General features: G+C 43.2%; 16 protein-coding genes. 9 read left to right on the forward strand and 7 right to left on the reverse strand.

Annotated elements, in window-relative coordinates; all coding sequences use genetic code 11:
- Positions 1–2,180: CheR family methyltransferase (locus WC615_RS18950; RefSeq protein ID WP_372979637.1), on the reverse strand; the 2,180-nt coding region annotated here is incomplete at its 3' end.
- A gap of 228 nt (positions 2,181–2,408) precedes the next feature.
- Between WC615_RS18950 and WC615_RS18955 the strand changes: the two genes are divergently transcribed.
- Both WC615_RS18955 and WC615_RS18960 read left to right on the forward strand, forming a co-directional pair.
- Positions 2,409–3,098, forward strand: a complete 690-nt coding sequence (locus tag WC615_RS18955) for a GNAT family N-acetyltransferase (RefSeq protein ID WP_372979638.1) — start codon at positions 2,409–2,411, stop codon at positions 3,096–3,098.
- Positions 3,098–3,235 (forward strand): hypothetical protein, encoded by a 138-nt coding sequence (locus tag WC615_RS18960; RefSeq protein WP_372979639.1) that lies wholly within the window; start codon positions 3,098–3,100, stop codon positions 3,233–3,235. The genes WC615_RS18955 and WC615_RS18960 overlap by 1 nt, the downstream gene beginning before the upstream one ends.
- A gap of 49 nt (positions 3,236–3,284) precedes the next feature.
- Here the strand turns inward: WC615_RS18960 and WC615_RS18965 are convergent, their stop codons facing one another.
- The 5 genes from WC615_RS18965 to WC615_RS18985 form a co-directional block, all read right to left on the reverse strand.
- The gene (locus WC615_RS18965; RefSeq protein ID WP_372979640.1) at positions 3,285–4,082 is read right to left on the reverse strand and encodes an NIPSNAP family protein; all 798 of its coding nucleotides are present in this window, start codon (positions 4,080–4,082) and stop codon (positions 3,285–3,287) included.
- A 113-nt stretch (positions 4,083–4,195) separates the two neighbouring features.
- Entirely contained in the window at positions 4,196–4,630 is a 435-nt protein-coding gene (locus WC615_RS18970) for a VOC family protein (protein ID WP_372979641.1), read from the reverse strand.
- Positions 4,631–4,665: 35 nt separating this feature from the next.
- Positions 4,666–5,163 carry an SRPBCC domain-containing protein gene (locus tag WC615_RS18975; protein WP_372979642.1) on the reverse strand — a complete coding sequence of 166 codons (498 nt, stop codon included), beginning with the start codon at positions 5,161–5,163 and terminating at the stop codon, positions 4,666–4,668.
- Positions 5,163–5,480 carry an ArsR/SmtB family transcription factor gene (locus WC615_RS18980; RefSeq protein WP_372979643.1) on the reverse strand — a complete coding sequence of 106 codons (318 nt, stop codon included), beginning with the start codon at positions 5,478–5,480 and terminating at the stop codon, positions 5,163–5,165. The genes WC615_RS18975 and WC615_RS18980 overlap by 1 nt, the downstream gene beginning before the upstream one ends.
- Before the next feature lie 286 nt (positions 5,481–5,766).
- Positions 5,767–6,033, reverse strand: a complete 267-nt coding sequence (locus WC615_RS18985) for a hypothetical protein (protein ID WP_372979644.1) — start codon at positions 6,031–6,033, stop codon at positions 5,767–5,769.
- 171 nt (positions 6,034–6,204) lie between these two features.
- Here WC615_RS18985 and fabF point away from each other — a divergent pair, with 171 nt between their 5' ends.
- From fabF to WC615_RS19020, 7 genes are all read left to right on the forward strand, one after another.
- Positions 6,205–7,443 carry a beta-ketoacyl-ACP synthase II gene (gene fabF / locus WC615_RS18990; protein WP_372979645.1) on the forward strand — a complete coding sequence of 413 codons (1,239 nt, stop codon included), beginning with the start codon at positions 6,205–6,207 and terminating at the stop codon, positions 7,441–7,443.
- Between the two features lie 160 nt (positions 7,444–7,603).
- The gene (locus WC615_RS18995; RefSeq protein ID WP_372979646.1) at positions 7,604–8,185 is read left to right on the forward strand and encodes a Crp/Fnr family transcriptional regulator; all 582 of its coding nucleotides are present in this window, start codon (positions 7,604–7,606) and stop codon (positions 8,183–8,185) included.
- 855 nt (positions 8,186–9,040) lie between these two features.
- Positions 9,041–9,895 carry a pirin family protein gene (locus WC615_RS19000; RefSeq protein ID WP_372979647.1) on the forward strand — a complete coding sequence of 285 codons (855 nt, stop codon included), beginning with the start codon at positions 9,041–9,043 and terminating at the stop codon, positions 9,893–9,895.
- Between the two features lie 36 nt (positions 9,896–9,931).
- On the forward strand, positions 9,932–10,867 hold the full coding sequence (locus tag WC615_RS19005) for a ring-cleaving dioxygenase (RefSeq protein ID WP_372979648.1): 936 nt from the start codon (positions 9,932–9,934) through the stop codon (positions 10,865–10,867).
- A gap of 4 nt (positions 10,868–10,871) precedes the next feature.
- Positions 10,872–11,495, forward strand: coding sequence for an alpha/beta hydrolase (locus WC615_RS19010; RefSeq protein WP_372979649.1), 624 nt, complete (start codon positions 10,872–10,874; stop codon positions 11,493–11,495).
- 149 nt (positions 11,496–11,644) lie between these two features.
- Complete coding sequence (locus WC615_RS19015) at positions 11,645–11,929, forward strand: GNAT family N-acetyltransferase (protein ID WP_372979650.1); 285 nt, start codon at positions 11,645–11,647, stop codon at positions 11,927–11,929.
- Positions 11,930–11,931: 2 nt separating this feature from the next.
- Complete coding sequence (locus tag WC615_RS19020) at positions 11,932–12,285, forward strand: hypothetical protein (RefSeq protein ID WP_372979651.1); 354 nt, start codon at positions 11,932–11,934, stop codon at positions 12,283–12,285.
- Here the strand turns inward: WC615_RS19020 and WC615_RS19025 are convergent.
- Positions 12,280–13,422, reverse strand: coding sequence for a putative sensor domain DACNV-containing protein (locus tag WC615_RS19025; protein WP_372979652.1), 1,143 nt, complete (start codon positions 13,420–13,422; stop codon positions 12,280–12,282). The genes WC615_RS19020 and WC615_RS19025 overlap by 6 nt on opposite strands.
- Positions 13,423–13,677 lie beyond the last annotated feature (255 nt).

Below are 13,677 nucleotides of genomic sequence, written 5' to 3' on the forward strand. Positions count from 1 at the left end.
TTACGTTCCAGCAGCTCGTTATTTACAATAATGATCTCTTCATTGGTGCTTTGCAGCTCTTCTTTTGAGGTTTCCATTTCCTCATTTACGGTCTGCATTTCTTCACTACCCGATAATAACTCCTGGTTGGCGCTTTGCAGTTCCTCGTAAACAGATTCCTGCTCATCTGTAACCGCGCGCATATCTGCACGTGTTTGCATCAGTTCGGCTTCCAGTTGTTCAATCCTTAAATTATTTGCGTAACTGCTGCCCCGTTCTGTAGCGTTACCGTCCGTATTGTCAATATATACTATTTGCGACAGGTCTTCTTTAAAGATCACCAGGTAATGCTGATCGTTTGTATTAGCAAGGGGGGCAACTTCCATATCTACGTGATGCTGCTCATCGCCAATTTTAAACAATACGTTATTTTTGTTAACTACGGTATTGGTTTTTTTAGCCTGCTGTAATAAGTTGCGCAACTCAAAAGCCAAACCTTCGCGGGCCATTTTTAAAATATTTAAGCTTGCTTTGCCGCTGGGCAATGCCAGCCAGTTATCGGTTTTGCCCCTAAACTGTATAATGTCAAATTCTTGGTTAACCAATACGCCCGATGGTGAGTACCTGGCAAGGATAGTATCATCAGCAATTTTAAAAACGTCCTGTTTGCCGCTTTCCTTACGGATGCTGTTATCGATATTTTTAAAACTTTGCTCGCCACCGCGGCTGGTTACCGGCATGTGGCGGCCGCTTGTGCCTTTTTTCCTGAATAGCTTTTCGTGATGGCTATAGGCCGAGAACAGTTCAGGGTTATTATTTATGCTTTCAGATTTTCCCAGCATCAGGAAACCCTGGTCGTTTAATGCGTAATGGAATGTTGCCAACGCCTTTTTTTGCAAAACAGGCTCCAGGTATATCAAAACATTACGGCAGCTAACCAGGTCCATTTTTGAAAAAGGAGGGTCTTTAAGCAGGTTGTGATGGGCAAACACACACATATCCCTGATCTCTTTATTTACCCTGTAATTACTGTTTTGCTTTGTGAAAAATTGCTGCAGGCGCAAAGGCGATAACCCTTCCAGGTCGGTTGGGCGATACACGCCCGAGCGCGCTTTTTTAATAGCTGTTTCAGAAATATCACTGGCAAACACCTGTATTTTTATGGCCGATGCTTTATCGCCCATTAACTCCTGCAGGCATATAGCCATTGAATATGCTTCTTCGCCCGTGGCGCAGCCCGCTATCCAGATCCTTAACGAGGCGTTATCTGCTTTTTGATCTAACAGATCAGGGAAAACAGTTTTACAAAGCAATTCAAAACTCTCCGGGTCGCGAAAAAAATTGGTGACCGATATCAGCATATCATTGTACAAAGCATCCTGTTCGCTTTTATTTTCGCTTAAATAGGAAAGGTAGTGCTCGGGTTTATCTATACTGTTAAGCGCCATACGCCTGATGATTCGGCGCTTTAAAGTGCTTTTTTTATAATACGTAAAATCAACCCCGCGGCGGGCAAGCAAAACTTTAAGCAAGTTGTTAAATGTTTCTTCGTCGTTTTGCGCGTTGCTCTCCTCGGTTTTTATGCTGTCGGGGTTAAAGGGGTAATTGATAGCGATAATTTGCTCAGCTATCTTAGCGGGGGGCAACACAAAATCTACCGTGCCGGTGCTTACAGCGTTATTGGGCATATCATCATAAGCAGCCGATTCGTTATCCTGTGCAAAAGTTATGCCTCCATAGGCTTTAATAGCCTGCAGGCCTATAGTGCCGTCATCTAACAAACCAGATAGCACAACGCCAATAGCATAGCCCTGGTGCACTGCTGCAAGGGATGAAAAAAATAAGTCGATGATCCTTATCCGGTGGCGTTTTTCGTTTAACGGGGCAAGTTTAAGCACGCCATCTGTGGCAGTAACTATTTTATTATTGGGGAGGATATAAAGGTTATCAGGTTCCAGGTGAATATTATCGGTAATGATATGAACCGGTATGCGTGACTGCTTTTTAAGAATACCCGGCAACAAGCTCTCGTGTGTAGGGCTTAAATGTTGCACAAATACATAAGCGATACCTGATTTTTCAGGCACTGCCTGTAAAAATTGTTTTACAGCGTCTAAACCACCGGCAGAAGCACCTATGCCCACTACAGGGAATTGATTGGAGGAAACAGACTCTTCGTCTGTTCCTGTTACTTTAGTCATGGTATCGGCTTAAAATATTACAAACAACAGGGTATTATTATGACTACAATAACTATTGCAGAAAAACAGATTGGAAAAGTAATACAGGAATTACCTAAAGGTAACGTTAATTAAATTAACAATATTAAATATTAATCAGAACGATTGGCAGGCAAACCTATTTACCGGCAAATGATAATTTATTTGTTGCTATCAATTAAGTTTGCCCGTACAGAGTAGTATATATAAATGACACACATCCTTGATAACCCCATTTACAACGCACTTAAAACAGGTAACAAAAAACTCGCGATAGGAGAAGGGCAAACAAGCATCTTTCGCCGGGATGTAGCGCCTTTTGCCGGGATGAAGAATAATAATGAAGAGGACTTTAAGGCAATAACCGCCCTGGGCGCCCATATAAACCCGGTTGTTATTTTCACCCCGGTAAAACTAAGTATCCCAACAAACTGGGAGGTGGCAAGGGCGTTTGATATGCTGCAAATGGTATATGAAGGGCCGGTACCAGTAAATTCAACTTCGCAGCAAATAACAGACCTTGACGACAGCCACATACCGCAAATGCTGGAGCTTACGCAGCTTACCAAACCGGGGCCGTTTTTGCAGCGTACCATTGAGTTTGGAAACTATACTGGTATTTTTGAAGATGGCAAGCTGGTATCTATGTTGGGGCAGCGTATGCAGCCATCGCCGTATATAGAAATAAGCGCGGTTTGTACCCATCCCGGTCATTTGGGGAAAGGTTATGCAGGCATCCTGCTAAACGAGCAGATCAAAAGGGTTATTAAGGCTAACGGTATCCCGTTTTTGCATGTGCTGGCAGATAATCATCAGGCCATAAGGGTTTATGAGCGTGTAGGTTTTAAAACCCGCAAACCAATTTTTGGTTATGTTTGTAATAGCATAAAAGATGCATAATGCCCTGGAGAAACGGAGATTACCCTCCATCATATAAAAACCTGCCAAAACCAATCCGCGATAAAGCGGTAGAAATTGCCAATGCGCTTTTAACAGATAAACATATGGAAGAAGGCGCGGCCATGCCATCGGTGTAAAAAATGCGAAGGAATGGTACAAAAACCATAACGACGAAAATAAAGCCGGTCAGATGCCCGAGTAATCTGTTGGTACCAGCATGGTTGATGTTATTTTTGATACCAGCAGGGCGTCGGCATATTCAGGTACGGCGCTAATCTTCTTCCATTCGGGGTCGTCAACAAAAGCTTTCCAGTGGGCAGCCTTATCTTCCATATCCTTAAAGGTAACCATGTAAGTTAAATTTGGCCTGTCGTTGCCAAAAATGGTTTCGCCAAAAAATACCGGTTTAAAGCCAAGCCGTTTAAAAATATCAATCTCGCCTTTATCGTTAAACATTTCTATTTTCTTTTTACCGGCAGCCTCGCTTGCGCTTTTATATTGGCGCAGCTCAAAAATGCGTTGCTCGCGCGGCGGGACCTGTTTAAGGCGCATGTGCATAAAAGCCTGCATTAAAGACGTATCCATGCGCTCAAATGCAGGGTCGGCTGCCGGCGCGTTCAGGAAAGCGGCACCTTTCGCCCAGTATTCCTTATCGTTTTCCAGGGTGTGGTTTAAGCCCGCGTAACGCTCATAAACATTGTAAGGTATTAATACATATAGCTTTGTTTGCCCCGCCGGGGTCAGCTCTGTAAAAACCCCCACGGGCTCATGAAGCTCTTTTCTTACTTTCGGTACAAAAACATCCCGGTAAAAATCCTCGGTGGTTTTTTGCTGCTGCACGCTTTTAAAGGTATACACCCTTAATTCGTAATGCTCGCGGTACGGTGGCCTGTCAAATTCGGGTTTTGCCATAGCTGCTACCGGTGTAATAGCGGCGGCTGCGCCACTTATTAATGATCCTTTTACGAACGAGCGTCTTTTCATTATTCAGAAATTGGGTAGGCCTAATATAGGCATATTATCCTACTCAATTTCTTCAAAATATTCATCTGCTGTGAAACTGCCGTTGATCGTTCGTGGTTTTTATTTGGTTAAATTTATCCGTTATAATTGGGGTCAAATTCCACTATCCATTCAATGCCGTACTTGTCCCTAAACATTCCGGCGTATGTTCCCCAGGGGCTATCGCCTATAGGCCCTTCAATATCTCCACCTGCTGATAATCCGTTAAATATTTTGTCAGCTTCTTCACGGCTTTCTGCACTAACTGATATTTTAGACCGATTCTCGTTTTCGTTTACCCGACCCATAAATTCGGGAACGTCATTAGCTATTAACACATTGTGTTTGCCAATTGGCAAGGCAATGTGCATAAGTTTGTTTTCTTCATTTTTGGGTACAACAAATTCAGCGCTTGCTAAGTCCTTAAAACGAACAACTTTTGTAAACTCGCTGCCAAAAACTGATCTGTAAAAAGTGAATGCTTCTTCGGCATTTCCGTTGAAGTTGATCCAGGGATTAATTGTTCTCATGATTTTTATTTTAAAATTGGTAATTTTTCTACTTATTATTTCTGCGATAAAGTCGTAAGCAGGTCTTCCAGGTTTTTTAAGGTAATGGTAAAGCCTATTTTGAAGCCCTCTAATAATTTCTCCAATCGCTCAAAAGATTCATTAAAAATAACGATGTTCACTTTGGTAATGCCATTTTGTTCGCTGAAATTGTAATCCCATTCAGAACCCGGCAGTTCACGGTTTTCGTCTTTATCAGCAAACGCGTTGTACATCTTAAAATTTGTTTTCGGGGTAATGGAGGTGAATTCCTGTACCGCCCAACGCTCCTGCCCATCGGGGCTTATCATGGCATAAAACCGGCGCCCGCCAACTTCAAAATTCATATACTTAGTTTTAGCGCGCATAGGTGCAGGTGCCCCCCATTGGTCCAGCAATTCGGCTTTGGTAAAAGCATCCCATACTAAAGACTGTCCGGCATTAAATTCTCTGGTTATATAAACTGTTTTCGCGGCCTTGTCAACGTTAAAATCAAATAGCAAATCGTTGTTCATTATTTCTGTTCTTTAATTGTTGTTAATAATACGTCAAGCTGGTTAAATTGAGTTTTCCAGCTTTGCCTGAACTGGGCTACCCAGTTGTCAAATTCCTGCATTTTTTTTGCATTAAAGTGATAATAAATTTCCCTGCCGCTTTGCTCGGGTTTAATCAATTCGCATTCGTGCAATACTTTAATATGTTTAGATACTGCCTGCCGGCTCATATCAAATTTTTCTGCCATTGCATTTGGTGTTAATGCCTGTATGGCAAGCAAAGTTAAAATAGCCCTTCGTGTTGGGTCGGCTATGGCCTGAAATATATCTTGTTTCATTTGATGTATCTGTATATTTGCAACCTTTTGGTTGCAAATATACATGCAACTTTTGAGTTGCGCAAATTTATTGCAATAATTTTTTCAGTATTAACAAAGAAGGGATTTTGGCGAAGGCCACAGTATTATGTACAAATACTAATAATGGCAGGCCCAATACAACCAGGGATGATTAATTGGCCGGCCTATCTTGAAATTTACTAAAGGAACTGCAACATCAAGCCGATCAGGATAGGGGGGGATCTGCGAGGATTTTTAACATTCAGAAACGGGCAAGGGTATTATCCTACTCAAAATCTTCTTCATCGTCACCATCATCTTCGGGCACATAATTGGTTATGGCCTGGCCTATGGCGTTTACTTCGGGGTCGTTATCAAACAGCGGCATTTCGGTTTCGGGGTTTAGCTTTATCCAAAGGTTTTCGGTGTCTTTTTCTATTTTGCCAAACTCGGCGCCGGCCTTAAATATGGTATAAATATTATCTTCTTCAGGAAAAACGGAATAAACCACTCCATTCACCAGTACATCAAACGGCTCTTGTAACTCTTGCATAGTATATTATTAAAACGGCGCAATTTACCATTTTTACAATTATAGCCGTAAAACCATACAAAAGTTTACCATTGTGTTGCTTTTTTAATGGCATACTTGCTTACATTTGCGCCCACAATTGCACAGGCGCGGGTATTAAAACTTTGGCCGGTTTTTAGCAGTTAATTAAGCATGAAAAGAGTTGTTATTACGGGCCTGGGTGTAGTATCACCGGCCGGGAACGATATGAAAAGTTTTTGGACCAACATTGTAAACGGGCGCAGTAACGCGGCCAACATTACACGTTTTAACGCCGAAAACTTCAAAACCCATTTTGCCGCCGAGATAAAAGATTTTGTAATGGCCGAGCATCTTGACCGTAACGAAATTAAACGCAGCGACCTGTACAGCCAGTACGCTTTAGCTGCTGCAAAGCAAGCCATTGACGATTCGGGCTTTGAATTGGATAAAATGTCGCCGTTTGATGTGGGCGTAATATTAGGCTCGGCACAGGGTGGCTTTGAAACTTTTGAACAACAGGTAAGGGAATTTGCCGCTAACGACTTTAATCCGCACTTTAACCCTTTCTTTATCCCTAAAACGCTGATCAATATGGCAGCGGGCCTTATCTCTATCAAATACGGTTTTATGGGGATCAACTTCTCTGCCGTTTCTGCCTGTGCTTCAGCCAATACCGCCATTATGGATGCGCTGAATTATATCCGCTGGGGTAAAGCCAAAATTATTATAACAGGTGGTGCCGATGCGCCTATCAGCGAAGCCTCAATAGGTGGTTATAATGCTTTAAAAGCATTGTCAACCCGCAACGATTCGCCTGAAACCGCCTCACGCCCCTTTGATGTGGAACGCGACGGCTTTTTAATGGGCGAGGGCGCCGGGATACTGGTATTTGAAGAATACGAACATGCCGTTGCCCGTGGCGCAAAAATTTATGCCGAAGTAGCAGGCGCCGCCATGACATCAGATGCTTACCACATCACCGCTACTCATCCCGAAGGTAAGGGCGCTATACAGGGAATGAAATTTGCCCTGCATGATGGCGGCCTGAATGCTGAAGATGTAAACTACGTGAACGCCCATGCCACCTCAACATCGGTAGGCGACCTGAGCGAGGCCAGGGCCATAAACGCAGTGTTTGGCAATAATAAAGACTTTTCGGTAAGCGCTACCAAATCTATGACCGGTCACCTGTTAGGTGCTGCCGGCGCAATCGAATCTATCATTGCGGTAAAAGCTATTACCGATGGTATTATCCCGCCAACCATCAATACACATACTATTGATCCGGAAGTACCCGCAGGCTTACATATTGTTATTAAAGATGCTATCAATAAAAAAGTTAATGTGGCTTTAAGCAACACCTTTGGTTTTGGCGGCCATAATGGTATAGCACTATTTAAAAAGGTATAAAAATGGACAATCAAGACTCAAGAACCAAGAGTCAGGAAAACAGCTGCTTATTGACTAATGCCCTGGCAACATAATAAATACTAAGTTTGTTTAATTCTTAATTCTAACGTCTTGACTCCTGGCTCGCATGGTTTAGCGCCTTTTTAATATATTTATACCGATGGATCACAGCCTTTTGCTTAGCAGTATTGCCAAACACGTTACGCTTGATAAAGCGGAGGAGGAATATCTTGTATCCCTGCTTCATTATAAAAAAGCCAGGCGCAAACAGTTTGTATTAGAGGAAGGCGATGTAAGCTCTAAAATTGTATTTGTTACATCGGGCTGCCTGCGCAGCTATGCCGTTGATAAAAATGGCACCGAACACGTTTTGCAGTTTGCCCCATCGGGCTGGTGGATAGTTGATATGCGCAGCTACATTACCGGCGAACCTGCCCGCTTAAATATTGATGCCATTGAGGATACCGGGTACCTGTTTTTCCACAAGGCTGATTTTGAAGAGCTGAACCTTAAGGTGCCAAAATTTGAGCGTTTTAACCGCATACTGGGGCAAAATGCGATTGCAACTTATCAGCACCGGCAAATAGATAACGCCATCTTCGCGGCTATGGAGCGTTACGCCAACTTTTGCCAGCTTTACCCGTCGCTTATTAAAACCCTTCCGCAAAAACAGGTGGCATCTTATATTGGTGTTACACCCGAGTTTTTAAGCAAGATGCTGAATACGCAGATTGTTAAATAAGCTAACCCACCGTGTCATTTCGAACGATAGAGAGAAATCTTGTTAAATTGACAGGCGGCGAACTATGTATAATGAACAAGATTTCTCCCCGCTGTTCATTCTAAATGACATTCCTATTTTGCCCTTGTTGGTGTTATCCTCACAGGCATTCGGGAGATTAAGTATGCGCTCCGCGCCGTTTACTCACCCGGTAATTACTTCGCTTGACCATCCTCTCTCCGCAAAGCGGAAAGAGGGTTAAACTCATTATTTCATACCCTCTTTGCGCAGCAGAGAGGGTCGCGCACGTAGTGCCGAGGGGTGAGTAAATTGCCAACAAATAGCGAAAAATCCCTGTTCCATTTGTTCAAAAAGCGGAACAAAATGGAACAGCCTTAAAATTGTTAAACTACTGTAAATTAAATAGTTAATTAATTAACGTTGTGGGTTTACATTTGCTTTTCAATATCTCAAAAAGGCCGAATTAAGGTCGAAAAAAGTCGTTTTTTGCCGTTATTTTACCTGTTATTTCCGCTCTGTTTTTGTCTCGTTATTTTAAAAAATGGAACAAAATCTTGAAAATTATAAATATCTGTAAATAAGATTATTGATCATATTTAGTTAAAGTAAAATTTGAGATATGGGTGCAAATTTAAAAATTCAATCTGCTGATTGTCAATATGTTCCGTTTGTTCCACTTGTCCCATTTTATAGTGGGACAGAACGGGCGGCAAATGCTGCTTAATTTATCGCTACATGTCGCACTTAATCTACATTAAGTTTCTGTCTTAACCTGCCATAAGTATTGGCCTTAACCTACATTATTGGGCTGCATGCGCTTACAGGGTATCTTTGTTATATCAAATCGAAAGAGATATGAAAAAGAAGATCCAACACATCCTTGCAGGCAGGGAGAAGCAAATAACCAAAGAAGAAACCGTAAGGCAACCATTGCCACATATGGATTTCAGGTTTGCCAATCCGTTGATCGTTTTGCACCATATGGGGCCAAAGGAAATTACACCGGGCCAGGAATTGCGTATCCATCCGCACCCGCACCGTGGGTTTGCACCGGTAACGTTTCAGCTGCAGGGCGAAGGTTACCACAAGGATAGCGCAAGGCACGATGGCATTATTAAAGCCGGAGATGTGCAATGGATGTTTGCAGGTAAAGGCGTTTTACATAGCGAAGGCCCAACCGCCGACCTTTTAAAAAATGGCGGCACACAGGAGCTGATACAGCTTTGGATAAACGTACCAAAAGCAAATAAATGGGACGAGCCAAGCTATCAATCGGCCACCAAAGCACAACAGCCCAATGTATTACAGCAGGATGGCGTAAACCTAAGGCTGGCAAGCGGCAGTTACGATGGTAAAACCGGTCCGCTGAAAAGCTATACACCCGTTGTATCAATAGTGGGCGAAATAGCACAAGGCAAACAGGTACAGTTAATGGCAACCCCTGGTTACTGGACACTGCTCTATATAGTAAAGGGCAGCATAACGGTAAACCAGGAAACCGTTAGTCAGTATAACCTCATTGTTTTTGAAAAAGATAATGAAGAGATCATCATGACAGCGGAAGAGGACGCACAAATACTGTTTTTAAGCGCCGAGCCAATTGAAGAGCCGGTTGCCGCTAAAGACAATTTTGTAATGAACACCGCCGAAGAAACCAATCAGGCTATTGAGGATTATAAAAATGGTGTATTCGGCAAACTTGAATTTTAAACAAAACTAAACATAAAACATAAACACACACAGATCATGGAAAATACAATAAACGGCATACATCACATCACAGCAATTGCAGGCAATGCCAAACGCAATCACGATTTTTATACAAAAGTATTGGGGCAGCGAATGGTTAAAAAAACCGTGAATTTTGATGACCCCGAAACTTATCACTTATACTACGGCGATAAACAAGGCACGCCCGGCACTATCCTTACTTTCTTCCCATGGGAAGGGATAAGCACAGGCAGGCGAGGTTCAAGGCAGGCAACTGAGATAGGTTACTCTGTACCCGAAGGCAGCTTTGATTTTTGGTTGAAACGTTTCGAAAAACACAACGTTACCTATAATAAAGTAGCCGAAAAATTTGGCGAGCAATACCTTACCTTTTTAGACCCCGACGGTTTAAAACTGGAATTGATAGCCTCAAAAACTACCGATACCCGCTTGCCATGGGAAACTGATGAGATAAAAGCAGATAATGCCACCAAAGGTTTTCATAACATAACCATCACCACCAACAAAATGCAGCCAACTGCCAATATCCTTACTAATGTGTTTGGCTATCGTTTATTAGAGCAGCATGTAAACCGTTACAGGTTTGTAACCGATGCGGTTGATAACGCCAATATAGTTGATCTGGTAGAGGTTGCCGGTGAAGTTGCAGGGCATGTGGCAGGTGGCTCTGTTCACCACGTGGCGTTCAGGGTTAAAAATGAGGAAGTATTGATGCAATATCGTGAGAAGATAGCAGCATTAGGGTTAAATATTACCGATAAGATAGATCGTAACTATTTCTACTCATTATACTTCCGCGAGCCGGGAGGCGTATTGTTTGAGATAGCTACCGATAACCCGGGCTTTAGCGTTGATGAACCGGTTGAAGAATTAGGCACACATTTAAAATTGCCTGCACAACATGAAAGGTTCCGCAGCGCTTTAGAAAAATCATTACCAAAATTAGACTAAGCAAATGTACACACACAGCAAACAAATAAGCATTGGCGGCGCACCAGCCGCCAATGCAAAAGCTGCCCTGATTATGCTGCATGGCAGAGGCGCTTCGGCTGCCGATATAATGCGGCTTGCCCGTGAGTTTAACGCAACTGAAATGACCGTTTACGCGCCACAGGCTACCAATAACAGCTGGTACCCCTACAGCTTTTTAGCACCTGCTGAAGAAAACGAACCGGCTTTAAGTTCGGCTTTAGCAATTGTTGATGAAGTGGTAGCACAAGCCTTGGCAGATGGCTTTACTGCGGATAAGATCTACTTTGCAGGGTTTTCGCAAGGGGCATGTTTAACCCTGGAATATATCACCCGCAACGCCAAACAATACGGCGGTGCGGTAGCTTTTACAGGCGGGTTGATTGGTGAAGAGCTAAATCTTAATAACTATAAAGGCGATTTTGCAGGTACGCCTGTATTGATTACCACCGGCGACCCCGACCCGCATGTGCCTTTGAGCAGGGTAAAAGAAAGTGTAGCCGTTTTGAAAGGGATGAATGCAAACGTGACTTTAAAAGTATATAAAGGACGCCAGCATACCATTAGTTATGACGAAATTGCATTAGCTAATAAGTTGGTGTTTATATGAAACCGTCATAAGCCTCCGCTCAAAAAACGGAACTAATAAAACGGCTCATGATAGCTTCATCGCCATTGAAAACTAATTACTCTGATGAAAAAATTGATCGATTATTTACTGGCGCTGTGGACATCGCGCCAGTTTAAAAAAGTAAGAAAATGAATTACGATAACATACAACTTGTAAATAACGAAGCTATCCACAACTTTGAATTGGTTGTAGACGGGCATCGCTCTTTTATTGACTACAAAACCAGGGATAACAAGATCTACCTGATCCACACCGAAGTGCCTGCCGAACTGGAAGGCCGTGGCATTGCTGCCGCAATTGTAGAAAAGGCATTAATATATATTGAACAAAAAGGATTAAAGCTGGTGCCTTTGTGCGCCTATGTACAATTCTTTTTAAAACGCCACCCCGAGTGGAACCGCATAGTAGCTTAAGTATGGAAACCTTTAAAGTAACCCGTGTTTATGCGGATGAAAATGGCGAAAGCCGTTTTGATGAAGTGTTTTACCCCTTAACGGATCGCGGGCCTATTGGTCACTTATCACAAAATGTAGAGGTTAAGCAACTACAATTCAGAAATGTGCCTGCCGGATATAACGACCTGCACAATGCGCCACAAAGACAATATGTAGTTTTATTGGATGGTGGTGTAGAGATTGAAACATCAACCGGAGAAAAACGTGTGTTTCAACAAGGGGAGGTATTGCTGATGGAAGATACCACAGGCAAAGGCCATCGCAGTAGTAATCTGGAGCAAAAGGAGCGGAGCTCCCTGTTTATCATTTTATAATAACAGTACATCTATCCGGTGGGCATGCACCATACTCAGTTCTACAGACCAGGCAAAAACCGTAAACTGTCCATCCTGCGAGGCCACCAATGCCACAGCATCATGCTGATCGCTTACAAATTGTGCAGCTGCTAAATGGCGGCTGCCGCCACTTTGGGAAGGGTGCATCCTTACCGCTTTGCCATCGGCAACAGGTTCTGTCATGATGATTTGCCCTACGGGGACACTATTAGCTGAACGTGCTGCTTTGGCGCCAAAAGCAAGCAGGTCATACTTATCAGTAATAACCGTAGCGCCATCAACAGCAGTAAAGCCGCCTATCAGGTCAATAGCTTCCAGTAACGATTCCTGCCACTCCAGTTTTTTACGCTCTTGTTCGGTAAGTTTTAAAAGTTCATCGATAGCGCCATAGGCTGGTATAACAGGATATTTTACCGGTTGTACGATAGATTCCCTCCATTTTTCTGTCCCTGCCGGAACCATCAATACCAATCCCCCACGTTTATGCTGGCGCATAGATGCCGCCAGTTGCACCAGTACGTTAAATGATTCGCCCATGTACGATGGCAGGGGCATATTGGCAAGCGATTTTAGCAACTGCGGGCAATCGGCCACCCCCATGGTAGCCTCATCCAAAACTTTTATCTGGTCGCCCTGTAAAACGGCTACATTCACAAACTTGCCAAAGCCATCAACCCGGCGGTGTTTAATTACCAGCAGGCCGGGTTCAACCACCTCTAAAACAAAGCAAATGGCAGGTACGCTGTGGGTAGTGCCCCATATGAACAGGTCGTCGCCATCGGGCCAAACACCTAAGTGTATGCCTGGCTGCTCAACAGCGGGTGCAAGTTTGATCAGGTTTTGGGTAGTTAACCGTAGCTTCTCGCCAAAAATAAGGGGCTTGTCTGATTGCGACGGCTGTAATAGCGCCAATGAGATATTAGGTGAACGCCCTTCTTCGCGCCGCATGCTCGACCAAAATGCGATATCAATAACCGCTTCAATGATGTGACTATCCGGTGCGGTAGCTATATTACTATCGGGGATACTTTGCGCCGCAAACTGATGCTTTTTAAAGTGGGCTTCAATTTCGGGAGCAACCATACGGGCTGGTAAGTAGGTAGGTTCAGATAGCATCGATACAAGTGTTTTTCAATACAATTATAGTTAATATCTGCGGGCATTAGTGTTAATGTTATGTAAGTTAATATTGTTTGCGGTTGATGTGACAATTGATGTGCAGTAAGTGGATTTTCTTATGTGGAAAATTAACCGCGCTAAAGCTTTTAGTATTTACACAAAATGTTTTACTTTGTAGCTATGCCGGTGTTTATAGCGTCATTGAATTCGGGGAGTAACGGCAATTGCTATTACGTTGGCAACGAGCGTGAG

It is taken from the genome of Mucilaginibacter sp., from assembly GCF_041663085.1.
In the GTDB taxonomy this organism is placed as follows: domain Bacteria; phylum Bacteroidota; class Bacteroidia; order Sphingobacteriales; family Sphingobacteriaceae; genus Mucilaginibacter.

Excerpts from the sequence above, each read along its gene's own strand:
- WC615_RS19005 (WP_372979648.1), top strand. The coding sequence starts at position 9,932 with ATGGAAAATACAATAAACGGCATACATCACATCACAGCAATTGCAGGC.
- WC615_RS18955 (WP_372979638.1), top strand. The coding sequence starts at position 2,409 with ATGACACACATCCTTGATAACCCCATTTACAACGCACTTAAAACAGGT.
- WC615_RS18995 (WP_372979646.1), top strand. The coding sequence starts at position 7,604 with ATGGATCACAGCCTTTTGCTTAGCAGTATTGCCAAACACGTTACGCTT.
- WC615_RS18965 (WP_372979640.1), bottom strand. The coding sequence starts at position 4,082 with ATGAAAAGACGCTCGTTCGTAAAAGGATCATTAATAAGTGGCGCAGCC.
- WC615_RS18985 (WP_372979644.1), bottom strand. The coding sequence starts at position 6,033 with ATGCAAGAGTTACAAGAGCCGTTTGATGTACTGGTGAATGGAGTGGTT.
- WC615_RS18975 (WP_372979642.1), bottom strand. The coding sequence starts at position 5,163 with ATGAACAACGATTTGCTATTTGATTTTAACGTTGACAAGGCCGCGAAA.
- fabF (WP_372979645.1), top strand. The coding sequence starts at position 6,205 with ATGAAAAGAGTTGTTATTACGGGCCTGGGTGTAGTATCACCGGCCGGG.
- WC615_RS18980 (WP_372979643.1), bottom strand. The coding sequence starts at position 5,480 with ATGAAACAAGATATATTTCAGGCCATAGCCGACCCAACACGAAGGGCT.
- WC615_RS19020 (WP_372979651.1), top strand. The coding sequence starts at position 11,932 with ATGGAAACCTTTAAAGTAACCCGTGTTTATGCGGATGAAAATGGCGAA.
- WC615_RS19025 (WP_372979652.1), bottom strand. The coding sequence starts at position 13,422 with ATGCTATCTGAACCTACCTACTTACCAGCCCGTATGGTTGCTCCCGAA.
- WC615_RS19015 (WP_372979650.1), top strand. The coding sequence starts at position 11,645 with ATGAATTACGATAACATACAACTTGTAAATAACGAAGCTATCCACAAC.
- WC615_RS19010 (WP_372979649.1), top strand. The coding sequence starts at position 10,872 with ATGTACACACACAGCAAACAAATAAGCATTGGCGGCGCACCAGCCGCC.
- WC615_RS18970 (WP_372979641.1), bottom strand. The coding sequence starts at position 4,630 with ATGAGAACAATTAATCCCTGGATCAACTTCAACGGAAATGCCGAAGAA.
- WC615_RS18960 (WP_372979639.1), top strand. The coding sequence starts at position 3,098 with ATGCCCTGGAGAAACGGAGATTACCCTCCATCATATAAAAACCTGCCA.
- WC615_RS19000 (WP_372979647.1), top strand. The coding sequence starts at position 9,041 with ATGAAAAAGAAGATCCAACACATCCTTGCAGGCAGGGAGAAGCAAATA.